This is a genomic window from Pseudomonas sp. IPO3749 (assembly GCF_013386605.1).
In the GTDB taxonomy this organism is placed as follows: Bacteria; Pseudomonadota; Gammaproteobacteria; order Pseudomonadales; family Pseudomonadaceae; genus Aquipseudomonas; species Aquipseudomonas azotoformans_A.
Map to the genome: position 1 here is coordinate 1 of NZ_JACARN010000076.1, position 24,211 is coordinate 24,211.

Below are 24,211 nucleotides of genomic sequence, written 5' to 3' on the forward strand. Positions count from 1 at the left end.
CCGCAATGCCCGAGGCAGCCCCCATGACCCAGACCTTTGAAATCGCCGTGATCGGCGCTACCGGCACCGTTGGCGAGACCCTGGTGCAGATCCTCGAAGAGTTGAACTTCCCGGTGGGCACCCTGTATTTGCTGGCGGGCAGCAATTCCGCCGGCGCATCGGTGCCGTTTCGTGGCAAGAACGTGCGGGTCAAGGAGGTCGATGAATTCGACTTCAATAAGGTGCAACTGGCGTTCTTTGCGGCGGGTCCGGCGGTCACCCTGAGTTTCGCCCCGCGCGCCACGGCGGCGGGTTGCTCGGTGATTGACTTGTCGGGCGCGTTGTCGGCCGAACAGGCGCCGCGGGTGGTGCCGGAAGCCAATGCCCATGTGCTCGATGGCCTGGAAAAACCCTTCCGGCTCGGCAGTCCAAGCCCGTCGGCCACCCACCTGTCCGTAGTCCTCGCGCCACTGCGCAGCCTGTTGGATATCCAACGTGTGAGCGTCACCGCCAACCTGGCGATGTCGTCCCAGGGGCGTGAAGCCGTCAGCGAATTGGCCCGGCAAACCGCCGAGCTGCTGAACATGCGCCCGCTGGAGCCGAAACTGTTTGATCGGCAGGTTGCCTTCAATCTATTGGCACAAGTCGGCAAGCCGGACGACCAAGGCCATACCGACCTGGAGAAAAGGCTGATACACGAATTGCGTGCAGTGTTGGAAACTCCATTTCTAAAGATTTCCGCAACCTGCGTTCAAGCCCCGGTGTTTTTTGGCGATAGCCTGACAGTGTCTCTGCAACTCGGTGCGCCGGTCGACCTCGCTGCTGTGAACCGCATCCTCGACGCAGCGCCAGGTATAGAGCGGGTTGAAGAGGGGGATTACCCAACGGCGGTGGGCGACGCGGTCGGCCAGGATGTGGTCTATGTAGGACGGGTTCGTGCAGGTGTGGATGACCCGGCGGAACTAAATCTGTGGCTGACGTCAGATAACGTACGCAAAGGCGCCGCACTGAACGCCGTGCAGCTGGCGCAGTTGTTGATAAAAGGCCTTGCGTAAAAGATACTTGGCGGCAATTTGTAGATTGATTCTAGCCAGGCGCTATGCTTGGCCCCAGGCAGGAAAAGTTGCGCGTCGGTGACCTATCGGCTCGCCATGCCTTATGGCAGCGGTTACCAACCTTCTCGCAGGCCGGGGAGTGTTCAAACAAAGGATGAGGCTATGGTTCAAGTTCGCAAACTGGTGTTAGCAATAGCGGCCGCCTCGGCGCTGTCCTCCGGTATGGCGCAGGCGCTGCAGCTGGGGGAGATGACCCTCAAGTCGAAGTTGAACCAGCCATTGGCGGTGGAAATCGAATTGCTCGATGTCGGTGGCCTCACCGCTTCCGAGATCACGCCGAGCCTGGCGTCCTCCCAAGCCTTTGTGGATGCGGGCGTTGATCGCCAGGCGTTCCTCGATGACCTGACGTTTACCCCGGTGGTCAATCCCAACGGCCGCAGCGTGGTGCGTGTCACCTCCAGCAAGCCGTTGCCCGATTCCTACGTACGCTTCCTGTTGCAGGTGCAATGGCCCAATGGCCGGTTGATGCGCGACTACAGCGTGTTGCTCGACCCGGCCAAGTTCGACCAGCCGGCACCGACGACCGCTGCGCCAGCCCCGCGTCTGGCGGCGCCGGCCAGCAGCGCGCCAGCTGCAAGCAAACCGGCACAGCACACCACCACCTCCCGCGACACCTTGTGGGAAATTGCCGCGAAGAACCGCAATGGCGGTTCGGTACAGCAGACCATGCTGGCGATCCAGGCGCTGAATCCTGACGCCTTTATCGACGGCAACATCAACCGTTTGAAGACCGGCCAGGTCCTGCGCTTGCCCGATCCCGTACAAAGCACTGCGCTGCCGCAACCCCAGGCGATCGCCGAAGTCAGCGCGCAGAATGCCGCCTGGCGCCAAGGCCGACGTGCTGCCACCAACCCGGCAGCGGGCAAGCAGCAACTGGATGCCACCAAACGCACCCAGGCCGGCAATGCCCCGGCGAGCACTAACGCCAAGGACAACCTGAGCCTGGTTTCCGCCGAAGCGGCCAAGAAGGGCGCCAAGGGCAAGGCGGGCGATAGTGCGGGGTTGAGCGACAAACTGGCGATGACCCAGGAGCAACTGGACACCACCCGTCGCGACAACGAAGAACTCAAAAGCCGCGCGGCCGACCTGCAGAGCCAGTTGGACAAGTTGCAGAAACTGATTCAACTGAAAAACGATCAGCTTGCGCGTTTGCAGGCTGAGAAGGGCGCCCCAGCAACGCCGGCCACAGCGGCAATGCCTGCGCAGTTGGCAGGCGAGCCGGCGGCCGCTCCGGCCGCTCCTGATGCCGCCGCTGCGACACCTGCGCCCGCCGCGCCAGCACCTGAGCCGGTCAAGGCGGATGCAACGCCTGCCGCCAGCGAGGGCAAATTCAACGACCTGCTGACAAACCCTATTATTCTCTGGGTGATCGGCGGTGCAGCAGCGTTGCTGGCGTTTTTGCTCCTGCTGCTGGGGATACGCCATCGCAACGCCCGTCGCGAAGAAGAAAAACACCTGCGCATGGCGCGCGCCCTGGCTGAAGAGCCGGTGTTCACCTCGAACATCGATCAGGACCTGCCGCCAGACAGCTTCGAAGGCCTGGAAGTGCCGTCGCCAACCGTCAAGCTGGCCGCTGCGCCAGCGCCAGCCCCAGCGGTTGAGCCGGCAGTCGCCGTGCCGACCGTCGCCTCCGTACTGGCGCCATTGGCGGTTGCCGTTGCGCCGGTGAACTCCACCGATGCACTGGCCCAAGCCCAATCCCTTGTTGACCGTGGCCACCTGAACCAGGCCGCCGACGTGCTGGAACAGGCCATCAAGCAGGAGCCCAAGCGCAGCGACCTGCGTTTGAAGCTGATGGAAGTCTACGGCCTGCAAAACGACAAAGACGGTTTCGTGACCCAGGAGCGCCAACTGGTGGCCAATGGTGAAAACCATGCCCAGGTCGAGCAGCTCAAGAGTCGCTTCCCGGCCATGGCAGTGCTGGCGGCGGGCGTCAGTGCTGCGGTGGCCGCGGCTGCCTTGGACGCTCAGTACGTCAAGGATCTGCTGGAAGACAAGCCGGCCCCGGCCCAGGCCCCTGCGGAACCCGAAGCCTTCGACACCGATTTTGACCTGAGCCTGGATGAACTGGAAGAAGCCTCCCCAGCCGTGGTGAAGGACGATCAGCAGACCTTCGAATCGCTGCTGCAACAGCAAACCGAAGCTCAGGCTGCGCCGGATGATCTGTCGGACTTCGACTTGGACCTGCAGCTGGATGCGCCGGCGTCGGCGCAATCGGATGACGACTTCCTCTCCGGCCTGGAAGAGCAGATGAAGGATGTGCCGGCTGTCGAGCCGCCGACCCTGACCCCGGCGGCCCTGGATGACTTTGACCTGCCGGAAGACTTCGACCTGTCCCTGGCCGATGAGCCGGAAGCTGCCGCCAAGCCTGACGCCTTTGCATCCGAGTTGGACGATGTCAACGCCGAGCTGGATCGTTTGTCCCAGAGCCTGGAACATCCGTCCATCGAGCCTTCCTTCACCGCAGAAGATGCGGCGAAGGGCGACGATGAGCCGGAATTCGACTTCCTCTCCGGCACAGATGAAGTGGCCACCAAACTCGACCTGGCCCAGGCGTATATCGACATGGGCGATGCGGACGGTGCGCGGGACATTCTCAGCGAAGTGCTGACCGAAGGCGACGAAACTCAGCGCGGCGAGGCCAAGGAAATGCTCGGCCGGTTGGCCTGACCGCCATACTTCAATGCAGCGGCGACCTTCGGGTCGCCGTTTTGCTTTTGTGGGCACCCGCACAAATCGGCATAATGGCCGCCTTTGCGCAACTCATCAGGCTCTCAGTTCTTGGCAAATATAGATAACGCGGCCGCCGAAATGGCGGCCGCAGGCTTTTACCGCATCGCCCTGGGCGTGGAATACAAAGGCTCGCGCTATCGCGGCTGGCAGCGTCAGGCGTCTGGTGTACTGACGGTGCAGGAAACCCTGGAGAAGGCACTGTCGAAAGTCGCCGATTCGCCGGTGTCGCTGATGTGCGCCGGGCGTACCGATGCGGGCGTGCATGCCTGTGGTCAGGTGGTGCACTTCGACACCCAGGCTGAACGGTCCATGAAGGCCTGGGTGATGGGCGCTAATATCAATTTGCCCCATGACGTCAGCGTCAGTTGGGCCAAGGTCATGCCGGCGCATTTTCATGCGCGCTTCAAGGCCATCGCCCGGCGTTATCGCTATGTGATCTACAACGACCAGATCCGTCCGGCGCACCTCAACGAAGAAATCACCTGGAACCATCGCCCGCTCGACGCCGAGCGCATGGCCGAGGCCGCGCAGCATCTGGTGGGTGTGCACGATTTCAGCGCCTTCCGTGCCGGCCAGTGCCAGGCCAAGTCGCCGATCAAGGAAGTCCATCATTTGCGGGTGACCCGTCACGGCAAGATGATCGTGCTGGATATCCGCGCCGGTGCGTTCTTGCACCATATGGTTCGAAACATTGCCGGGGTGCTGATGACCATCGGTACCGGCGAGCGTCCGGTGGAGTGGGCCAGGGAAGTGCTTGAAAGCCGCGTCCGCCGTACGGGTGGGGTCACGGCGCATCCGTTCGGCCTGTACCTGGTGGATGTGGAGTACCGCGACGAGTTCCAATTGCCGGAACGTTTCATCGGGCCACACTTCCTCACAGGTTTCAGCGAACTTGGCGGCTGACGCCCGGAAAAGCTTTTGTTACCATCCGGGACTTTCTCGGTCCAATCCCTGGGGTTTCCACGACATGTCAGCCGTTCGCAGCAAGATTTGCGGGATTACCCGCATAGAAGACGCGCTGGCGGCAGTCGAGGCGGGCGCGGACGCCATCGGTTTCGTGTTCTATGCCAAGAGCCCGCGGGCGGTGAACGTTTTGCAGGCGCGGGCGATCATCGCCGCCTTGCCGCCGTTCGTGACCACCGTGGGCTTGTTCGTCAACGCCAGTCGTTGCGAGCTCAACGAAACCCTGGATGCCGTACCGCTGGATATGCTTCAGTTCCACGGCGACGAAACGCCGGACGAATGTGAAAGCTACCAACGTCCGTATATCAAGGCGTTGCGCGTGAAGGCCGGGGATGACATCGCGGCAGCGTGTGCGGCCTATGGTGGCGCTCGCGGGATTCTGCTCGACACCTATGTCGAAGGCGTGCCCGGTGGCACCGGCGAAGCGTTCGATTGGTCGCTGATCCCTGCTGGCTTGAGCAAGCCGATCATCCTGGCCGGCGGGCTCAACCCCGGCAATGTCGGGGCGGCGATAGAGCAGGTGCGGCCTTATGCCGTGGATGTCAGCGGCGGCGTGGAGCAGGGCAAGGGCATCAAGGATCACGACAAGATTCGCGCATTTATGCAAGCTGTGCGCGGGATGTGACGGCTGGCAGTCTGCCGCCGTCCATAACTACCACTGTGTAAAACAGCACTGTGCCGCCTGAGGGTGGCCTGGAAACGAAATGGCAACCCTGCGCTGGCAGGTTGTCTGGAAGGCTGAGGATACATGCGGGAAAAGGCCGGTCGAACGTCTGACCCCGTCCAGCATGTGTCATCGCCACATATGAATTTAGCTCAAGGGCATACGCGGGGCTGTGTTCAAGCCACCGGTACTGGAGAAAGAAAGCATGAGCAACTGGTTAGTAGACAAACTGATCCCTTCGATCATGCGTTCCGAGGTGAAAAAAAGCTCGGTTCCTGAAGGTCTGTGGCACAAGTGCCCATCCTGCGACGCGGTGTTGTACCGTCCGGAGCTGGAAAAGACCTTGGACGTTTGCCCCAAGTGCAACCACCACATGCGTATCGGCGCCCGCGCCCGCATCGACATTTTCCTGGACGCCGAAGGCCGCAACGAGCTGGGTGCCGACCTGGAGCCAGTTGACCGCCTCAAGTTCCGCGACAGCAAGAAGTACAAGGACCGTCTGGTCGGCGCGCAGAAGCAGACCGGCGAGAAGGACGCGCTGATTTCCGTCAGCGGCAAACTCCTGGGCATGCCTGTCGTGGTGTCGGCGTTCGAGTTCTCCTTCATGGGCGGCTCCATGGGTGCCATCGTCGGTGAGCGCTTTGTCCGCGCCGCCAACTATGCCCTGGAAAACCGTTGCCCGATGATCTGCTTCGCCGCCTCCGGTGGTGCGCGCATGCAGGAAGCCCTGATCTCCCTGATGCAAATGGCCAAGACCTCTGCAGTGCTGGCGCGTCTGCGTGAAGAAGGCATCCCGTTCATCTCCGTGCTGACCGACCCGGTCTACGGCGGCGTTTCCGCCAGCCTGGCGATGCTGGGTGACGTGATCGTCGGCGAGCCAAAGGCGCTGATCGGCTTTGCCGGCCCGCGTGTGATCGAGCAGACCGTACGTGAAAAACTGCCTGAGGGCTTCCAGCGCAGCGAATTCCTGCTGGAGCACGGTGCGATTGACCTGATCATCCCGCGCGGTGAGCTGCGTCCACGCCTGGGTAACCTGCTGGCACAAATGATGGGCCTGCCGACCCCTGTGTACGTCGCGCCTAAAGTTGAACCGATCGTCGTGCCGCCGGTGCCTGCAAACCTATGACCCAACGTACCCTGGGCGAATGGCTCGCCTACCTTGAGCAGTTGCATCCGTCCGCCATCGACATGGGCCTGGAGCGCTCGCAACAGGTAGCGGCCCGCCTCGGGTTGGGCCGGCCGGCACCGCGTGTGATCACGATGACCGGCACCAACGGCAAAGGCTCTACCTGTGCCTTTGTCGCGGCGCTGCTACAGGCCCAAGGACTGAAAGTCGGCGTCTACAATTCCCCGCACCTGCTGCGTTACAACGAGCGGGTGCAGCTCAATGGTGTCGAAGCCACCGATGAGCAACTCTGCGAAGCCTTCGCCGCGCTCGATGCCGGTCGGGGCGAGATTTCCCTGACCTACTTCGAAATGGGCACCCTGGCGGCGTTCTGGCTGTTCGAGCGTGCGCAACTCGATGTGGTGGTGCTGGAAGTCGGCCTGGGCGGGCGCCTTGACACGGTCAACGTGGTGGATGCCGACCTGGCGTTGGTCACCAGTATTGGTGTGGACCACGCCGACTACCTGGGCAATACCCGCGAATCCGTGGCCTACGAAAAAGCCGGGATCTTCCGCCAGGGCAAGCCTGCGCTGTGCGGTGACCTGGATCCGCCGCATACCTTGCTCGACAAGGTGCGCGAGCTGGATTGCCCGTTTTTCCTGCGCGGTCGCGACTTCAATCTGGAAATCGGTGCGCAGCACTGGCAATGGCGTGGGCACGATGCTCGCGGTCAGGCCGTAGAGCTGTGCGACCTGCCGCTGCTGAACCTGCCAATGGAAAACGCCGCGCTCGCACTGCAGGCCTATCTGCTGCTGGATCTGCCGTGGAATGCTGAGCAGATTGCCGCCACCTTGCTGGCGACACGTGTAGTCGGGCGATTGGATCGTCGTGAGTTCCAATGGCAAGGCAAACGCCTGAACCTGTTGCTGGACGTGGGGCATAACCCCCATGCGGCCGAGTACCTTGCGCAACGCCTGTCGCGCACGCCGCCGGTCGGTCGTCGCCTTGCAGTCTTTGGCTTGTTGGCCGATAAGGACCTGGACGGTGTGGTTGCGCCCTTGCTGCGCAATGTCCAGGCGTGGGCCGTAGCGCCCCTGGATACCTCGCGCAGCCGACCTGCCGCCGAGCTGGAAGTGGCCTTGCAGAACCTTGGTGCGCCGGTGGCGTCGTATGCAAGCGTGACCGCTGCCCTTGAAGCGCAGTGCGCCGTTGCCACCCCCGATGATGAGATTCTGTTGTTCGGGTCATTTTATTGTGTTGCCGAGGCGCTCGAGTGGTTGGCCCGGCGCTCCACGGAGGAAGCTGCACATGGCATTACTGGATAGCGCATACAAGCAGCGAATGGTCGGAGCCCTGGTGTTGGTGGCGTTGGCGGTGATTTTCCTGCCGATGCTGTTCTCGCGTCAGGACGAAGAGCGCCAAGTGGTCGTCGAAGCCCCGGCTGCGCCACAGGCGCCGGCGGTACCGCAAGTACAGGTTGAACCGGTGGTGGTGCCTGAGCCCCAGGCCTTGCCGGAAGAAGAGCCGGTGCCTACCGATGCGGAGGTTGCTGCCCAGCAAGCTCCATCGATGCCGGTTCAGCCGAGCGTGCCAGTGGTCAAGCCAGCGCCTGCGCCGGCCGTAGCGGCCAAGCCTGCCACGCCTGCGCCCGCACCGAAGCCGGTAGCGCCGCAACCGGCTGCACCGGGCAAGCCGGATGTGGGGCAGAGCCGTATTGATCCGAATGGCCTGCCGATCAGTTGGTCGATTCAAGTGGCCAGCCTGGGCAATCGTGAAGGCGCTGATGCTTTGCAGAAGAAGCTGCGCAGCCAGGGTTATAACGCCTATATCCGCAGCGCCGATGGCAAGAATCGTGTGTTTATCGGCCCGCTGATCGAGCGTGCCGAAGCGGATCGCCTGCGGGACTTGCTGGATCGCCAGCAGAACCTCAAGGGGTTTGTCACCCGTTTCCAGCCTGAGCGCGGCTGAGTAACTGCCGATTCCGGTTGGAAATGCGGGTCAAATGTGGGGTTGAGATCGGATTCGCTCGCCCCAAACTACTGATTTGCAAGGCACTGACAATCACAGCTTACCGACAGCCCGACGCTCTGCTAAAATGCGCCGCCTCATCTGTCCGTAGGCTGAACTGTGCCATTTACCTGGGTTGATTGGGCGATCGTCGCAATCGTCGCCATCTCCGCTTTGATCAGTCTAAGCCGCGGCTTCGTAAAAGAAGCACTGTCGTTGCTGACCTGGATCATCGCAGGAGTCGTAGCCTGGATGTTCGGCGGTTCATTGTCGGTCTACCTGGCCGGATACATCGAGACACCTTCGGCTCGCGTCATCGCGGGCTGCGCCATCATGTTCATCGCCACGCTGCTGGTGGGAGCAATGGTCAATTATCTTATCGGCGAGTTGATACGTGTCACCGGCCTCTCCGGGACCGATCGATTTCTCGGCATGGCCTTTGGCGCCGCGCGTGGCGCGTTGCTGGTGGTCGTGGCGGTCGGGCTGTTGAGCCTGGGGCCGGTACAGCAGGATTCGTGGTGGCAGGAGTCGGTACTCGTGCCAAAATTTCTATTGGTTGCAGATTGGTCCAAGAACCTCATTTTGGGGTGGAGCAGTCAGTGGCTGGCCAGCGGAATCAGCGTACCCGCTGATCTTCCGTTCAAGGAACACCTCTTACCGGCCAAAACGCCTCAGTAAGCTGTGTTCAGTCAAGATTCATTAAGTAGGGGTTGCGTCGCATGTGTGGCATCGTCGGTATCGTCGGTAAGTCGAACGTCAATCAGGCGCTGTATGACGCGCTAACCGTCCTCCAGCACCGCGGCCAGGACGCTGCCGGTATTGTGACCAGCCACGACGGCCGGTTATTCCTGCGCAAGGACAATGGCCTGGTGCGTGACGTGTTCCATCAGCGTCACATGCAGCGCCTGGTCGGGCACATGGGCATTGGCCATGTGCGTTACCCGACCGCCGGTAGCTCGACCTCGGCCGAAGCTCAACCGTTTTACGTCAACTCGCCTTACGGCATCACCTTGGCGCATAACGGTAACCTGACCAACGTTGAACAGCTGGCCAAGGAGATTTACGAATCTGACCTGCGCCACGTCAACACCAGCTCCGACTCGGAAGTGCTGCTCAACGTGTTTGCCCACGAGCTGGCCCAGCGCGGCAAGCTGCAGCCAACCGAAGAGGACGTGTTCGCTGCCGTCACTGACGTGCACAACCGTTGCGTCGGTGGCTACGCCGTGGTGGCCATGGTCACCGGTTATGGCATCGTCGGCTTCCGTGACCCGCATGGCATCCGTCCGATCGTCTTCGGCCAACGTCATACTGACGAAGGCGTCGAGTACATGATCGCTTCCGAAAGCGTATCCCTGGACGTGCTGGGTTTCACCCTGATCCGCGACCTCGCGCCGGGCGAAGCGGTGTACATCACCGAAGACGGCAAGTTGCACACCCGTCAGTGCGCCGTGGCGCCGAAACTCACCCCGTGCATCTTCGAGCACGTCTACCTGGCGCGTCCGGATTCGATCATCGACGGTGTTTCGGTCTACAAGGCGCGTCTGCGCATGGGCGAGAAGCTGGCCGAGAAGATCCTGCGCGAGCGTCCTGAGCACGACATCGACGTGGTGATCCCGATTCCGGACACCAGCCGCACCGCTGCGCTTGAGCTGGCGAACCACTTGGGCGTCAAGTTCCGCGAAGGCTTCGTGAAGAACCGCTACATCGGCCGTACCTTCATCATGCCGGGCCAGGCTGCACGCAAGAAGTCGGTGCGCCAGAAGCTCAACGCCATCGAGCTGGAGTTCCGCGGCAAGAACGTGATGCTGGTGGATGACTCCATCGTGCGCGGCACTACCTGCAAGCAGATCATCCAGATGGCCCGCGAAGCCGGTGCGAAGAACGTGTACTTCTGTTCCGCAGCACCTGCCGTGCGTTACCCGAACGTGTACGGCATCGACATGCCGAGCGCCCATGAGCTGATCGCTCACAACCGTTCGACCCAGGACGTGGCCGACCTGATCGGCGCTGATTGGCTGATCTACCAGGACCTGCCGGACCTGATCGAGGCGGTTGGTGGTGGCAAAATCAAGATCGACCAGTTCGACTGCGCCGTGTTTGACGGCAAGTATGTGACCGGTGATGTCGACGAGGCCTACCTGAACAAGATCGAGCAGGCGCGTAACGACTCGTCGAAGATCAAGACCCAGGCGGTCAGCGCGATCATCGACCTGTACAACAACTGAGTGACAACCGGCCCTGAGGGGCCGGTTTTGTATCTTAAATAAAGAATTGAGTAAGGAGTCGCAGCATGAGTCAGGAATGGGATGCCGGTCGGTTGGACAGCGACCTCGATGGCGTAGCTTTCGATACCCTGGCTGTGCGCGCCGGCCAGCACCGCACCCCGGAAGCTGAGCACGGTGACCCGATGTTCTTCACTTCCAGCTATGTGTTCCGCACGGCGGCCGATGCTGCTGCGCGCTTTGCTGGCGAAGTGCCGGGCAACGTGTATTCGCGTTATACCAACCCGACCGTGCGCGCGTTCGAAGAGCGTCTCGCGGCACTGGAAGGCGCTGAGCAGGCGGTGGCCACGGCCACTGGCATGGCGGCGATCCTGGCGGTGGTGATGAGCCTGTGCAGTGCCGGCGACCATGTACTGGTGTCGCGCAGTGTGTTCGGTTCGACCATCAGCCTGTTCGAGAAGTACTTCAAGCGCTTCGGTATCGAAGTGGACTACGTGCCCCTGGCGGATCTTTCCGGTTGGGATGCGGCGATCAAGGCCAACACCAAGTTGCTGTTCGTCGAGTCGCCGTCCAATCCATTGGCCGAGCTGGTGGATATCGCTGCGTTGTCCGAAGTGGCGCATGCCAAGGGCGCGATGCTGGTCGTCGACAACTGCTTCTGCACCCCGGCGCTGCAACAGCCGTTGAAGCTGGGGGCGGACATTGTCGTGCATTCGGCGACCAAGTTCATCGACGGCCAGGGCCGTTGCATGGGCGGTGTGGTTGCAGGCCGTAGCGAGCAGATGAAAGAAGTCGTCGGTTTCCTGCGTACGGCCGGCCCGACCTTGAGCCCGTTCAATGCGTGGATCTTCCTCAAGGGCCTCGAGACCCTCAACCTGCGGATGAAGGCCCACTGCGCCAACGCCCAGGCTTTGGCTGAGTGGCTGGAGCAGCAGGACGGTATCGAAAAGGTGCATTACGCCGGTCTCAAGAGCCACCCGCAACATGAGTTGGCCCAGCGCCAGCAGCGTGGTTTCGGGGCGGTGGTGAGCTTTGAGGTGAAGGGCGGTAAAGAAGGCGCCTGGCGCTTTATCGATGCGACCCGTCTGATCTCCATCACTGCCAACCTGGGTGACAGCAAGACCACCATTACTCATCCGAGTACCACTTCCCATGGTCGTCTGGCACCGCAGGAGCGTGAAGCGGCTGGTATCCGTGACAGCCTGATCCGCATTGCGGTCGGCCTGGAAGATGTTGCTGACTTGCAAGCTGACCTGGCTCGCGGGCTGGCGGCCTTGTGATCGAGTGGTCCATGGAGGCTGCGGCAGCCAGTAACGGGCGCGTCGCGCTGGTGACGGGCGCGGCGCGCGGCATTGGCCTCGGGATTGCTGCGTGGCTGATCAGCGAAGGCTGGCAGGTGGTGTTGACCGACCTGGACCGTGAGCGCGGCTCCAAGGTGTCCAAGGTGCTGGGTGATAACGCCTGGTTTATCAGCATGGACGTGGCCGACGAAAAGCAGGTGGCCCAAGGTGTTGCCGAGGTATTGGGGCAGTTTGGGCGCCTGGACGCATTGGTCTGCAATGCAGCGGTGGCTGACCCGCGCAATATCACCCTGGAAAGCCTCGACCTGGCGTACTGGAATCGAGTGCTTGCGGTGAATCTCAGTGGGCCGATGTTGCTGGCCAAGCATTGTGCGCCTTACCTGCGCGCCCATGGCGGGGCCATCGTCAACCTGGCATCGACCCGGGCTCGCCAGTCTGAGCCGGACACCGAAGCGTACGCGGCGAGCAAGGGTGGCCTGCTGGCCCTTACGCACGCCCTGGCAATGAGCTTGGGCCCGGAAGTGCGGGTCAATGCAGTCAGCCCTGGCTGGATCGATGCGCGTGATCCGGCGGCGCGTCGCGCCGAGCCGTTGAGTGATGCTGATCATGCGCAACATCCGGCGGGCAGGGTAGGCACTGTAGAAGACGTGGCGGCGATGGTCGCGTGGCTGCTGTCCCGTCAGGCGGGGTTTGTTACCGGACAAGAGTTTGTCGTGGACGGTGGCATGAGCAAGAAGATGATTTACAGCGAGTAGGGCGGGTAGCCGTCTTGAAGCATTTTTGTCTTTTTCAGAAAAACTTCAAGCAGGCTATTGACTTAGGTCCGATACCTGCGTAAATTTCGCGGCCTCAACGAAGCAAAGGGTGATTAGCTCAGCTGGGAGAGCATCTGCCTTACAAGCAGAGGGTCGGCGGTTCGATCCCGTCATCACCCACCACTTCTTGAGAGTTTTGCCCCAGGGCAAGACGCAACGTTAAAGGTTGCACCGACGCGCAGCGGTAGTTCAGTCGGTTAGAATACCGGCCTGTCACGCCGGGGGTCGCGGGTTCGAGTCCCGTCCGCTGCGCCATATTTTCCAGGTCTGATTCGTCGGGCTTGAGATTGAAAAGCCTAGGCTGATCGATCAGATGTTTAAAGACGGTTGAGGGTTTTACGCTCAGCCCGTCAAGCGATACGCAGCGGTAGTTCAGTCGGTTAGAATACCGGCCTGTCACGCCGGGGGTCGCGGGTTCGAGTCCCGTCCGCTGCGCCATATCTGCCTCAAGGCCCACTGAACGCCTTGAAGCGCAAAGCAAGCCTCTGGCTACTTTGATCCGATAGCAAATACCCTGGTCGAAAGACCGGGGTTTTTTGTGTCTGTGATTTGGTGGTTCATGACGGGCGCCGGCTTGCCGGCGCCCATCGCGCTGTCAGAAACCCAGCTTGTCCCGCAGCCCGTAGTACCAGGCGCCCATTGCCGCGAACGGCGTACGCAACAGTTGCCCGCCCGGGAACGGGTAGTGCGGCAGGTCGGCAAACGCGTCAAAACGCTCTGCCTGGCCTCTGAGTGCCTCCGCCAGTACCTTGCCGGCCAGGTGCGTATACGTGACGCCATGGCCACTGCAGCCCTGTGAGTAGTAGATGTTGTCGCCCAGGCGTCCCACCTGCGGCAGGCGCGACAGGGTCAGCAGGAAATTGCCGGTCCAGGCGTAGTCGATCTTTACGTCCTTGAGCTGTGGGAAGGCCTTGAGCATCTTCGGACGGATGATCGCCTCGATATTTGCCGGGTCGCGCGCGCCATACACCACGCCACCGCCGAAAATCAGGCGCTTGTCGCTGGTGAGGCGGTAGTAGTCGAGTAGGTAGTTACAGTCTTCTACGCAGTAATCCTGCGGCAGCAGGGTTTTTGCCAGTTCGTCACCCAGCGGGGCGGTAGTGATCACTTGCGTGCCGCAGGGCATCGACTTGGCTGCCAGCTCCGGCACCAGGTTGCCCAGGTAGGCATTGCCCGCGACGATAATGAACTTGGCCCTGACCTTGCCCTCGGCGGTATGCACCACTGGGTTGGCGCCGCGCTCGATTCGCACGGCTGCCGATTGCTCGTAGATTGTGCCGCCCAGAGATTCCACGGCCGCCGCTTCGCCGAGTGCCAGGTTGAGCGGGTGGATGTGGCCGCCGCTCATGTCCAGCAAACCGCCCACATAGTTGTCGCAGGCCACCACTTCGCGGATACGGCGCTCGTCCAGCAACTCCAGCTGCGTATGGCCGTAGCGCTCCCACAGGCGCTTCTGCGACTCCAGATGGCCCATGTGCTTGCTGTTGAGTGCTGCGAATACGCCGCCGTCCTTCAGGTCGCACTGGATCTGATACTTGGCTACCCGTTCGCGGATGATCCTGCCGCCTTCGAATGCCATCTCACCCAGCAACTGCGCCTGTTTGGGTCCGACGCTGCGCTCGATCACATCGATATCACGGCTGTAGCTGTTGACTATCTGCCCACCGTTGCGGCCCGAGGCGCCAAACCCCACCTTGGCGGCTTCCAGCACTGTCACGCGAAAACCGTTCTCCAGCAGGAACAGCGCGCTGGACAGGCCGGTGTAGCCAGCGCCAATCACGCACACATCGGTTTCGACCTCACCTTGCAGCACTGGGCGAGGCGGAACGGCATTCGCGGACGCAGCGTAATACGACTGGGGGTAGGGGGTGTTCGCCATCCTGGAACCTCTGTTTTATATTTTTTACGAGTGCGTCGATCCTACCTGAGTTGAAAATTGCCTGCCAGCCACCCGAAATCCACGGGTATGCTCCGCGCAAATAAAAAATTCGCATATTCATAGGGTTAGCTGCAAAAAAGATGTTGACACCCCTCCGGAATTCCGTAGAATGCCGCCTCACAGCAGGCACGTAGCTCAGTTGGTTAGAGCACCACCTTGACATGGTGGGGGTCGTTGGTTCGAGTCCAATCGCGCCTACCAAACAAAATCCGCTCTGCTGGGCGGTCTAGAAGGGCTCACCGAAAGGTGGGCCCTTTTTTGTTGACTGCGATTTGCAAACTTTTGCAAAACTCTCACCACCCACAAAAATTATTGGTTCGCAGCAACAATTTTTCTTGTTGGACACCCCCGCCCGCAGGCAGCAAAGTTGCCGCCACTGACGCTCGACCTTCCGGGTCAACAATAAAAAACCGAGCCGACCGCACGCCACTTCTTGCTGTGAACCCCTTGTTCACATCCTGCTCCCATGGCGCCGCATCGCGCATTCCAAGGACCTTACCGTCATGCAAACTGTTGTGAACTTATGGCCGTTGATCGGCGTACTTGTGATCGTGGTTGGCTTTGTCTTGCGATTCAACCCTCTGTTGGTGGTCACCGCCGCCGCTATCGTCACTGGGCTTGCTGCCCATTTCCCACTGGAAAAAATCCTCGCCACCATGGGCGATGGCTTCCTTCAGACCCGTGCCCTGCAATTGATTTTGTTGTTGCCCCTGGCGGTCATCGGTCTGCTGGAGCGCCACGGATTGCGCTTGCATGCGCAGAACTGGATTGCACGGTTCGAACGCGCCACGGTCGGGCGTTTGTTGATCATCTATCTGTTTGTACGCGAATCCACCGCCGCCATGGGGTTGACCAGTCTGGGTGGGCACCCACAGATGGTGCGTCCGTTGCTCGCACCGATGGCCGAGGGTGCCGCGGAAAAACGCTACGGCAAGCTGCCGGACAAGCTGCGCCACAAGGTGTTGGCCATGTGCGCCGCGACGGATAACGTCGGACTATTTTTTGGCGAAGATATCTTTGTTGCCTTTGGCGCCATCGCGTTGATGCACACCTTCCTGCTCGGTTCGGGGATAGATGTGGAGCCGCTGCATATTGCGGTGTGGGGCATTCCTACGGCGATTTGCGCCTTCATCATCCATGCGATCCGTCTGCATCGGTTTGACCGAAGGCTCACTCGTGAGATGGCGCCTACCGCTACGCCAGTGGAGGCCGCGCAATGATTATTTCCATTCAATACCTGTACTGGCTGGCCGGCGTTCTGCTGCTGATCACCGCAGGCATGATCCTGATGGACCGCACTCATCCAAAGCGCTGGTCCAGTGCGTTGTTCTGGTTGCTGTTCGCTATTCCGTTCCTGATCGGTGAGCGCCTGCCATCGGTGGCAATCGGCGCTGGCGTCGTAGTGATGGCATTGATTGCCGGCATGGGCGGCGTCGGCCGTGGCAAGCATGCCGAACTGCATGACAAGGCCTCTCGCGCCAGTGCCGGTCGCCTGGGCCACAAGCTGTTCATTCCTGCGTTGGCGATTCCGCTGACCACGGTGATCGGCTCTGTATTGCTCAAGCACACCGAGATTGGCGGTGTGCCGCTGCTGGACCCGAAAAACACCACCTTCGTCTCCCTCGGTATCGGCTGCTTGATCGCACTTGGCCTGGCCTGCTGGCTCACCCGTGATACGCCGGTGCAAGCCTTGCGCGAATCCCGCCGTCTCACTGAAGCCCTTGGCTGGGCGATGGTGCTTCCGCAAATGCTGGCGATGCTCGGCTTGCTGTTTAATGAGGCTGGGGTCGGTACGGCTGTTGCGCATGTCACCACCACCTACATCAACCTGGATTTCAAGTTGGTGGCAGTGATGGTCTATGTATTGGGCATGGCTTTGTTTACGGTGATCATGGGGAATGGTTTTGCGGCGTTCCCGGTGATGACGGGCGGTGTCGGCGTGCCGGTGCTGGTGGGTATCTACGGCGGGAATCCAGCGGTGATGGCGGCGATTGGCATGTTCTCCGGCTACTGCGGCACATTGATGACGCCGATGGCCGCCAACTTCAATATCGTGCCTGCTGCGTTGCTGGAACTGCCGGACAAGAACGCGGTGATCAAGGCTCAACTGCCCACGGCGTTGATGATGTTGGTGGTCAATATTGTGCTGCTCTACCTGTTGATGTGAGGCCAGGATGCAAATCGTATTGCTGACGGGCTTTGAGCCCTTTGATAAAGACTTGGTTAATCCGTCCTGGGAGGCTGTGCGCCAACTGGACGGCGTGCAGCTGGAGGCCGGTGTGCAGATTGTTGCCCGTCAATTGCCTTGCGCATTTGCCACGGCGGGTGGGGGCCTGACCCGCCTGATCGACGAATTGCATCCGGCGATGGTGATCGCCACTGGCCTGGGGCCCGGTCGTAGCGATATCTCCATCGAACGGGTAGCGATCAATGTCAACGATGCGCGTATCCCCGATAACCTGGGCGAGCAGCCTGTCGATACGCCGGTCCTGGCTGACGGCCCGGTGGCCTACTTCACGACGCTGCCGATCAAGGCGATGGTCAAGGCCGTGCGTGAAGCGGGAGTCGCGGCCTCGGTTTCGCAGACGGCGGGGACCTTTGTGTGTAACCAAGTTTTTTATCTATTGCAGCATGCTCTCGCTGGGTCGCAAGTGCGCAGTGGCTTTATTCATGTACCGTTTCTGCCGGAGCAGGTAACGGGGTCGCAGCGGCCTTCAATGGAGCTGGGTAAAATGGTTGCGGGATTGCAGGCGGCTGTACTGACGGCGTGGCAAACACCTGTGGATGCAGTGGAAGTGGGCGGGCAGGTCAGTTGACCGGCCCAGCGCTCCTCACATTGCAAACAATCGGGTGAGCCCGAAGGTGATGGCGCAAGCCAGGCCAGTCATTGCAAATGCGGTCGCCACGTACCACTTGATAAGGTTCAGTTCAGTGGTTGCCAAGTCTGCCTTGGAAGCAAAGTGCTTATCCATGGCGTCTGCCTTGCTCGAAACGGTGATCAGCTTCTCGTTCATTTCAGCCAGCCCCTTTTCCAGTAAACCTAATCGTAGTTCCATTCCCGAATCTCCCTTGTTTTTACCGTTGCCGGCTCTACCTTGAGCCCGTTGGGAGTAAGAGTAGTGTGGCTTTCGTCCAGGGGTAAGGGACAAACCTTTGCAAAATAACACCGGGGGGCGGCTGCTCAGTCTTCCCGCTTCGGAAAGAACAAATCAAAACACGTCACCCCTGCCTCACTGCTCACGCTGTATTGCCCGTTATGCAACTGCATGATGGTCGCCACAATGGACAAGCCCAGCCCATTGGATTGCGCTGACCGTTCTCGTGATTCATCCACCCGGTAAAAACGTTCGAACAGTCGCGGCAGATGCTCGGCAGCGATGGTCTCGCCGTGGTTGCTGACGCTCAGATGAATGCCGCCGTTATTGGGAGTCGCCTGTATCACCAGCTCAGTGCTCGGCGCCCCATATTTGATGGCGTTGGCACACAGGTTCGCCAGGGCCCTGCGCAGTAGCATCGGCTCCGCCCAGATCACCCCGTCGCCTTCAGCACGAATGCTGATATCCATATCTCCCGCCAAGCCTTCAAAGTACTCGGCGATGCGTTCCACTTCATCGGCGGCGTTGAGTTCCTGACGCTGGCGCAGTGCGCTGGCCGGGTCGGTGCGCGCCAGGAACAGCATGTTGTCGAGCATCCGCGCCAGGCGTTCAAGCTCTTCGACATTGGAGGCCAGCAACTGCTGGTAGCTCTCGATGCTGCGGTGCTGTTGCAGGGCGACCTGGGTTTCTCCCAGCAGGTTATTGATGGGCGTGCGCAGTTCGTGGGCCATGTCGGTAGACACTTGGCCCAGTTGGACAAAGCCTTTGGCCAGCCGCTCCAGCATGGTGTTGAACGAGTCAATCATCGGCAGCAGTTCTTTTGGCGCGCCATGGCTGTCGAGGCGTTCGGCGAGGTTGCCGACGCCGATGCCTTGGGCGTGCCGGGCCAGGCGACGTAACGGTACAAGTCCACGATGCACCAGCAGATAACCGGCCACCGCCAGGATGATTGCGGCGATGCTCGCCAGGATGTAAACGCTCAAGCGATAGCTGGCCAGCATGGCGGTGCGCTCGGTCATCAGGCGCCCCGTGGTGACTTGCAGGCTGCCCAGGTCGCCAGAGTCGATGGACGCGGCCACGGTCGCGAACGGCACACCGTTAATGCTGGGGAAGTGGTGCACATCAGCAAACGTCAGCTCGTGGTTCTTGGACACCGGGGGAACGGAAGGCAGGTCGATGTTACCGGGATTGACCGTCAGCAATGGTTTTTGCCCAGGCGCGGCGATGCTCAGTACCGATTCACGGTTGCCCAGCATGTTTTGGAACAACTCCGGCTTGGTTTTGATCAGGTCGACCGTGTTGCTGTCATTGAGCAAGTTGCGCAGTTGGTCGACGCGGGAAATCAAGGCCGCATCGTCCCGCTTGATCAACTCTCGCTCCAGCTCGCGGTACAGCGCCACACCCAGGGTAGCAAGCAAGGCGAAGGCAAGCAGGGCGAAGATCAGCGCCAGACGCAGCGTCAGGGAATAGTGGCGACGTTTGTTCATGGCTGGGTATCGAAGCGGTAGCCGATACCGCGCACGCTGTGGATCAGCTTGAGCTGGAACGGGTCGTCGATTTTCAAGCGCAGGCGCCGCACGGCAACGTCGACCACATTGGTGTCGCTATCGAAGTTCATATCCCATACCCGCGACGCGATCAGTGAGCGCGACAGCACCTGGTCCTGGTGAGTTGCGAACAGGTGCAGCAGGGCGAACTCTTTATTGGTCAGGGTAATGCGCGTGCCGGCGCGGGACACGCGGCGCTTCAGTACGTCGATTTGCAGGTCGGCGATCTGCAGTTGTTCCTCGTCTCGGCTCGGGCCGCGACGGGTCAGGGTACGCAAGCGTGCCACCAGCTCGGCGAAGGAAAACGGCTTGATCAGATAATCATCAGCGCCCAGTTCGAGGCCCTTGATACGGTCGGCGATATCATCGCGGGCCGTCAGAAAAAGTACCGGTGTGTCGGCTTCCTTGCGCAGGCGGCGCAGCACTTCCCAGCCGTCCATTTTCGGCATCATCACATCCAGCACGATCACGTCGAACGGTGTTTCCAGGGCTTGGTGCAAGCCGTCCACGCCATCACGGGCGAGGCTGACGGAATAGCCCAGTTCCTGCAGGCCATTGAGCAGGTAATTGCCGGCCTTGGGTTCGTCTTCGACTACGAGGATGTTCATGGGAAATGCCCTGTCTCAATGCGTGGCGCAAGTGTAGCCCGATCAATTGTCACTGGCGCAACCGATGCCCTGCACCTGATAGTCCAACACGTGTTCGCGGCCTTGGCTGTCGAGGTAGTTGAGGCGTGCGGGGACGATGCCGCATTGGCCATAGGTGTCGGTGCTCGACAAGACTTTGGCCACGTCCAGATGGACGAAGAAGCCGGTTTTGTCGTGGATCACGGGTTCGGCGGCAAACACGGAGCCGGTAGCGAGCAAAGCGGCAAAGCCGAGGATAAACAGTTTCATGGCGGTATCTCTCTTAACGGGTTGGCTGCCAGGTCATGGCAGTGACTTCACAGTAACCAGGGGCCCCGAACAGCCAACCAACAGGATGATGACAAGTTTGTAATGCAAGGCTTAAGGCTGGCGGCCCGAGGCTTCGAGGATCAGATCCGTGATTTCCTTGGCGTGGGACACCAGTGATAAATGGCTCGATGGCAGCTCGATGGTGCTGGCGTTCATGCGCTTGGCGAGGAAGCGCTCCAGGTCCGGGTTGATGGTTTGGTCATTCGCTGACACCGCGTACCAGGATGGCTTGGTGTGCCAGGCGGCATTGACGGTGCGGCCGCTGAACAGGGTCTTGGTGATGGGTTGTTGCACGGCGTACAGTTCCATGGCCTTGGCGTGCGGCACATCGGCGGCGAAATACTTGAGGAAGGCGTCCTGGCTCAGGGTGAGGTAGCCGTCATGGTCTTCGACGCCGGCGCGCACCGGCATGGTTGGGTATTTGGCAGAGAGGGCGACGAAGTCTTCGTTGGCATCTGGAGCCCGGGCGGCCACGTAGACCAGCGAACTGACTTTCGGATTGACTCCGGCGTCGCTGACCACAGTGCCGGCGTAGGAGTGGCCGACCAGCACGGTAGGGCCGTCTTGTTGATCCAGTACGCGGTTGGTGGCGGCGACATCGTCGGCCACTGAGGTCAGCGGGTTCTGCACGGCAGTGACGTGCAGCCCGGCTGCCTGCAGGCGGGTAATCACCTCGGACCAGCTCGAGCCGTCAGCCCAGGAGCCATGTACCAGCACCACGTTATTGGCTTTGACCGGCGCGACGGTGCCGGCCATGGCAGTGCCGGTGCCCAGCATCAGCAGGCTGGCGGCGATCAGGCAGAGTTTGCTTGCAGGTTTCATGGGTGGACCCTTTTCATCAGTGGGAAGTGACGTCATCCGATGTGGGTGACTGACGGCTCCACTGTATGAAGTGAGGGTGCTGGCAAGACTTACAGCTTCATTACAAACCTGTAATGCAATCCAGGTTCCTAGCGTTTACAAGAGGCGAGGTGATCCGTAGATTGCATCGGGCCCGTCATTTGTTACCACCCCAGAGGAAGCCACGCAGTGTCCAACCGAGGTTCAGCCGTGTTCAACCGCCGTTACCGTGCCTTTCTGTTTGATATGGATGGGACGTTGCTCAACTCCATTGCTGCCGCGGAGCGCGTGTGGAGCATCTGGGCGCAGCGCCATGGTTTGGATGTGCCAGCGTTCTTGAAGACCATCCACGGTGCCCGCGCAATCGACACCATCACGCGCCAGGCATTGCCTGGGGTCGATCCTGAGGTCGAGTCACAGTGGATCACCGAGGCGGAAATCAATGACGTGCAAGGCGTTGTCGCGATTCCCGGTGCTGTCACGTTCCTGAACAACCTGCCGGGCGATCAATGGGCGCTGGTAACGTCGGCCCCCAGGGAGTTGGCGCTGCGTCGCCTGCAGGCGGCGGGTATAACGCCGCCGGCGGTGTTGGTCACCGCCGAAGATGTTGCCGTCGGCAAGCCAGACCCCGCCTGTTACGTGCTGGGGGCACAACGCCTGGGCGTACCTGTGCAGGACTGCCTGGTGTTTGAAGATGCAGCGGTAGGCATTCGTGCGGGAGAGGCAGCAGGGGCGGATGTGATGGTGGTGACGTCGACGCATCACGCGCCCATGCTCACCGAGCATCCTTCCATCGAGGGGTACGAGCAGCTGAGGGTGCAGTGCGACGCGGACAGTTTGCTGTACTTGCAGAGCGGAGCAGCCTGAAACCCCTGCGCTGCGACTATGCGCGTCCTCGCCAGATCGTGTTGTGGTCCTGCGAGCTGGCACGACATCAGCGTGTCGCTTGCCGGCACAACCTGCGTTGAACGGCTTTTTGGATAGGTTTGAGGCAAAACAGGAACAAGTAGCCGCCGAGCAGCAGCGTCAGGTCCAGCCAGGAGCGGGGGGCGTCGTTATCGGGGCCTTCAATTAAATACCTCAGGCCATAGGCCAGCCCCACGAAAACCAACCCTATCAAAAGAGCGATCATCCAGGACCTGTAGGCAAAGGGTGGTGCGGTCATAGGCCTCATCGTCGTGCTCCAGAATGCACACGGATGGCTGAGTGTCAGTCAGAAGATTCGGCCGTGAATGAAACAACAAGTTCCAGGCGTGAAGACAGTTTCATCTTTCCATGAAGATGAACACATTGGCGCCGTCAGTCACGCAACAACGATCAGAGCAGTCCGAAGAAGTTTTCGCCAGCCGTTACAGTAAACGAAAAGGCTGGCTACTGAGGGCGCTTCAAGGCGTCTGGTTTTTATCCGGGGCAGTCAGGCCGGCCTGGATGCGCTGGTAGATCTCCTCGCGATGCACGGCAACATCCTTGGGTGCGTTGATGCCGATTCGTACTTGCTGGCCGCTTACGCCCAGAATGGTGATCGTGATGTCATCACCGATGTTTATGCTTTCACCAACTTTGCGGGTGAGTATAAGCATGGACTTCTCCTTGATTACTTTTAAGGACACATGTTTCAGACAGGGCAGGTGTCGGATGTGTGTAGCTTACTGCTAAGCGCTTCCCTGTGACTGCCTCTTTTAGGACGCATAGAGGCGACATTAATTCCCATGGCGGCATCATACAGGTCTGCGATACATGATTCGCATTGTTTAAGCCAACGTTTATGACGGCCAGAATAGACAGTGAATGATAAAGTCGCCTCTTTATCTTTGAAGGAGCAGGGCAGTGCGTAAAGTAGCGATGGCAATTGCGGTGTTGGCATTGGCCGGTTGTGGTGAAGGCAAAAGCGTCGAGGCGCCCAAGCCCAAGCCTGCCGTGACCGAGAGCCAACCCCAGACCGGAGCGATTGCCGCCCAGGAATGGGACGTGTGGGTCGGCCCGCCGGACCACAAGTTGCAGGCGATCACCGACCTTACAGCCTGGCTGCTGGAGCATGGTTTCAATTTTTACATCGTGAAAGTGGATGGCAAGGACGAAGTCCTGCTGGGACCGTTCGCAACCAAGGCGGAAGCCGAGGCCAAACAGACCCTGCTCAACGAGAAAATGGCCCGTGCCAAGAAAACCGACACCGTGTCAGAGGTCATCGAGCACAAGGCCGCCCAGTAAAGACAGAGTGGGCGGGAGTACCGCCCACGTTCAACCGCAGGCTTTGAGATTCACCGGCCCGACGAACTCATTGCCGCGTCCCATCACGCAGGCCACGGTCTGGTTGCGTTGACGCTCCCAGGTTTGCACCGGGTAGGTCTTGTTCCAGGCTTCGTACAGTTGGCGGTCCTGTTTCGACAGGCGCAACCCGTACTGCTTGCTCATGTAGAAATACGTGCGGGCGATCATTCCCCGAATGGAGGGGCGCGGCATGACCTTCTTGGCCTTGAAATCCACCTGGGTCAGGCAGGAGCCGTACTGCCCGCTTTGCACTGGCAGCCAACCAAAACTGAAGTTGTTACGGTCACCATTGACCTCGCCGATGCTCGGCACCAGGTTGTGCAGGTCGGCTTCGGCACGCTTGAACACGTCGTCACGGCGTGTGCAGTTTTTGCGCCCACCGTCCTGCCAGCACTGGCGCTGATGCCCGATCTGCCAGGCCGGAACGATATGTTCCCACTCAATGCGCGCGGCGCGGTTGGCGTTTTTGCGTGGTACGTAGCCGCAGGCCTTCAAGTCCACACGGTTGCCGGTGTACTTGCAGCCGCAATAAAACTCGGTGGATTGTGGGGCGTAGAGCTTCCAGGCGACTTTCTTGGCTTCGCTGAAGGTTCGGGGCGCCTGGGCGTGAGCGGTGACGGCAAAAAACAGGCAACACACCGCGATAAAACGAACACTCATTG

Annotated in this window: 25 protein-coding genes and 4 tRNA genes; 20 read left to right on the forward strand and 9 right to left on the reverse strand. The window is 60.5% G+C overall.

What is annotated here, in order from left to right:
• Positions 1-23 precede the first annotated feature (23 nt).
• The 14 genes from HX812_RS25990 (at position 24) to HX812_RS26055 (ending at position 13,342) form a co-directional block, all read left to right on the forward strand.
• Positions 24-1,034, forward strand: a complete 1,011-nt coding sequence (locus HX812_RS25990; RefSeq protein WP_038845594.1) for an aspartate-semialdehyde dehydrogenase — start codon at positions 24-26, stop codon at positions 1,032-1,034.
• A gap of 162 nt (positions 1,035-1,196) precedes the next feature.
• The gene (locus HX812_RS25995; protein WP_038845597.1) at positions 1,197-3,764 is read left to right on the forward strand and encodes a FimV/HubP family polar landmark protein; all 2,568 of its coding nucleotides are present in this window, start codon (positions 1,197-1,199) and stop codon (positions 3,762-3,764) included.
• A gap of 141 nt (positions 3,765-3,905) precedes the next feature.
• Positions 3,906-4,730, forward strand: coding sequence for a tRNA pseudouridine(38-40) synthase TruA (gene truA, locus HX812_RS26000; RefSeq protein ID WP_033901798.1), 825 nt, complete (start codon positions 3,906-3,908; stop codon positions 4,728-4,730).
• Between the two features lie 64 nt (positions 4,731-4,794).
• On the forward strand, positions 4,795-5,415 hold the full coding sequence (locus HX812_RS26005; RefSeq protein WP_038845601.1) for a phosphoribosylanthranilate isomerase: 621 nt from the start codon (positions 4,795-4,797) through the stop codon (positions 5,413-5,415).
• Between the two features lie 244 nt (positions 5,416-5,659).
• Positions 5,660-6,580 carry an acetyl-CoA carboxylase, carboxyltransferase subunit beta gene (gene accD / locus HX812_RS26010; RefSeq protein WP_016976632.1) on the forward strand — a complete coding sequence of 307 codons (921 nt, stop codon included), beginning with the start codon at positions 5,660-5,662 and terminating at the stop codon, positions 6,578-6,580.
• Entirely contained in the window at positions 6,577-7,884 is a 1,308-nt protein-coding gene (folC, locus tag HX812_RS26015) for a bifunctional tetrahydrofolate synthase/dihydrofolate synthase (RefSeq protein WP_038845603.1), read from the forward strand. Before accD ends, folC begins: the two co-directional genes overlap by 4 nt.
• Positions 7,868-8,527 (forward strand): SPOR domain-containing protein, encoded by a 660-nt coding sequence (locus HX812_RS26020; RefSeq protein ID WP_038845604.1) that lies wholly within the window; start codon positions 7,868-7,870, stop codon positions 8,525-8,527. The genes folC and HX812_RS26020 overlap by 17 nt, the downstream gene beginning before the upstream one ends.
• A gap of 159 nt (positions 8,528-8,686) precedes the next feature.
• A complete protein-coding gene (locus HX812_RS26025) occupies positions 8,687-9,244 on the forward strand; it encodes a CvpA family protein (protein ID WP_003192538.1) in 558 nt (185 codons plus the stop codon).
• 41 nt (positions 9,245-9,285) lie between these two features.
• Complete coding sequence (gene purF / locus HX812_RS26030) at positions 9,286-10,791, forward strand: amidophosphoribosyltransferase (protein WP_015884965.1); 1,506 nt, start codon at positions 9,286-9,288, stop codon at positions 10,789-10,791.
• Positions 10,792-10,856: 65 nt separating this feature from the next.
• The gene (locus HX812_RS26035; protein ID WP_033901792.1) at positions 10,857-12,068 is read left to right on the forward strand and encodes an O-succinylhomoserine sulfhydrylase; all 1,212 of its coding nucleotides are present in this window, start codon (positions 10,857-10,859) and stop codon (positions 12,066-12,068) included.
• An 11-nt stretch (positions 12,069-12,079) separates the two neighbouring features.
• A complete protein-coding gene (locus HX812_RS26040) occupies positions 12,080-12,844 on the forward strand; it encodes an SDR family oxidoreductase (RefSeq protein WP_033901791.1) in 765 nt (254 codons plus the stop codon).
• 107 nt (positions 12,845-12,951) lie between these two features.
• Positions 12,952-13,027, forward strand: a tRNA-Val gene (locus HX812_RS26045).
• A gap of 55 nt (positions 13,028-13,082) precedes the next feature.
• A tRNA-Asp gene (locus HX812_RS26050) sits at positions 13,083-13,159 on the forward strand.
• A gap of 106 nt (positions 13,160-13,265) precedes the next feature.
• Positions 13,266-13,342, forward strand: a tRNA-Asp gene (locus tag HX812_RS26055).
• A gap of 157 nt (positions 13,343-13,499) precedes the next feature.
• On the opposite strand, the gene HX812_RS26060 is transcribed toward HX812_RS26055, so the two are convergent.
• Complete coding sequence (locus HX812_RS26060; RefSeq protein ID WP_038845606.1) at positions 13,500-14,783, reverse strand: FAD-binding oxidoreductase; 1,284 nt, start codon at positions 14,781-14,783, stop codon at positions 13,500-13,502.
• A 184-nt stretch (positions 14,784-14,967) separates the two neighbouring features.
• Here HX812_RS26060 and HX812_RS26065 point away from each other — a divergent pair.
• The 4 genes from HX812_RS26065 (at position 14,968) to pcp (ending at position 17,659) form a co-directional block, all read left to right on the forward strand.
• Positions 14,968-15,044: transfer RNA gene (locus HX812_RS26065), tRNA-Val, on the forward strand.
• Positions 15,045-15,346: 302 nt separating this feature from the next.
• Complete coding sequence (locus HX812_RS26070) at positions 15,347-16,063, forward strand: DUF969 domain-containing protein (RefSeq protein WP_038845608.1); 717 nt, start codon at positions 15,347-15,349, stop codon at positions 16,061-16,063.
• On the forward strand, positions 16,060-17,010 hold the full coding sequence (locus HX812_RS26075) for a DUF979 domain-containing protein (RefSeq protein WP_038845610.1): 951 nt from the start codon (positions 16,060-16,062) through the stop codon (positions 17,008-17,010). The genes HX812_RS26070 and HX812_RS26075 overlap by 4 nt, the downstream gene beginning before the upstream one ends.
• 7 nt (positions 17,011-17,017) lie before the next feature.
• Entirely contained in the window at positions 17,018-17,659 is a 642-nt protein-coding gene (gene pcp, locus HX812_RS26080) for a pyroglutamyl-peptidase I (RefSeq protein ID WP_038845612.1), read from the forward strand.
• A gap of 15 nt (positions 17,660-17,674) precedes the next feature.
• On the opposite strand, the gene HX812_RS26085 is transcribed toward pcp, so the two are convergent.
• From HX812_RS26085 to HX812_RS26105, 5 genes are all read right to left on the reverse strand, one after another.
• Positions 17,675-17,899, reverse strand: coding sequence for a hypothetical protein (locus tag HX812_RS26085; protein WP_033901738.1), 225 nt, complete (start codon positions 17,897-17,899; stop codon positions 17,675-17,677).
• Between the two features lie 125 nt (positions 17,900-18,024).
• A complete protein-coding gene (locus HX812_RS26090) occupies positions 18,025-19,425 on the reverse strand; it encodes a heavy metal sensor histidine kinase (RefSeq protein ID WP_038845615.1) in 1,401 nt (466 codons plus the stop codon).
• Positions 19,422-20,093, reverse strand: a complete 672-nt coding sequence (locus HX812_RS26095) for a heavy metal response regulator transcription factor (RefSeq protein ID WP_038845621.1) — start codon at positions 20,091-20,093, stop codon at positions 19,422-19,424. Before HX812_RS26095 ends, HX812_RS26090 begins: the two co-directional genes overlap by 4 nt.
• Before the next feature lie 42 nt (positions 20,094-20,135).
• Complete coding sequence (locus HX812_RS26100) at positions 20,136-20,381, reverse strand: DUF2790 domain-containing protein (RefSeq protein WP_038845623.1); 246 nt, start codon at positions 20,379-20,381, stop codon at positions 20,136-20,138.
• 111 nt (positions 20,382-20,492) lie between these two features.
• Positions 20,493-21,263, reverse strand: coding sequence for an alpha/beta fold hydrolase (locus HX812_RS26105; RefSeq protein WP_038845625.1), 771 nt, complete (start codon positions 21,261-21,263; stop codon positions 20,493-20,495).
• 207 nt (positions 21,264-21,470) lie between these two features.
• Here HX812_RS26105 and HX812_RS26110 point away from each other — a divergent pair, with 207 nt between their 5' ends.
• Entirely contained in the window at positions 21,471-22,148 is a 678-nt protein-coding gene (locus HX812_RS26110; RefSeq protein WP_038845626.1) for an HAD family hydrolase, read from the forward strand.
• A 67-nt stretch (positions 22,149-22,215) separates the two neighbouring features.
• On the opposite strand, the gene HX812_RS26115 is transcribed toward HX812_RS26110, so the two are convergent.
• Both HX812_RS26115 and csrA read right to left on the reverse strand, forming a co-directional pair.
• Complete coding sequence (locus tag HX812_RS26115; protein ID WP_038845627.1) at positions 22,216-22,455, reverse strand: hypothetical protein; 240 nt, start codon at positions 22,453-22,455, stop codon at positions 22,216-22,218.
• Positions 22,456-22,666: 211 nt separating this feature from the next.
• A complete protein-coding gene (csrA, locus tag HX812_RS26120) occupies positions 22,667-22,861 on the reverse strand; it encodes a carbon storage regulator CsrA (protein ID WP_003192511.1) in 195 nt (64 codons plus the stop codon).
• A 262-nt stretch (positions 22,862-23,123) separates the two neighbouring features.
• On the opposite strand from csrA, the gene HX812_RS26125 reads away from it, so the two are divergent.
• The gene (locus HX812_RS26125; protein ID WP_038845629.1) at positions 23,124-23,489 is read left to right on the forward strand and encodes a hypothetical protein; all 366 of its coding nucleotides are present in this window, start codon (positions 23,124-23,126) and stop codon (positions 23,487-23,489) included.
• Between the two features lie 30 nt (positions 23,490-23,519).
• Here the strand turns inward: HX812_RS26125 and HX812_RS26130 are convergent, their stop codons facing one another.
• Positions 23,520-24,209: an endonuclease gene (locus HX812_RS26130; RefSeq protein ID WP_038845632.1), complete on the reverse strand. Its 690-nt coding sequence runs from the start codon at positions 24,207-24,209 to the stop codon at positions 23,520-23,522.
• Between the last annotated feature and the right edge of the window lie 2 nt (positions 24,210-24,211).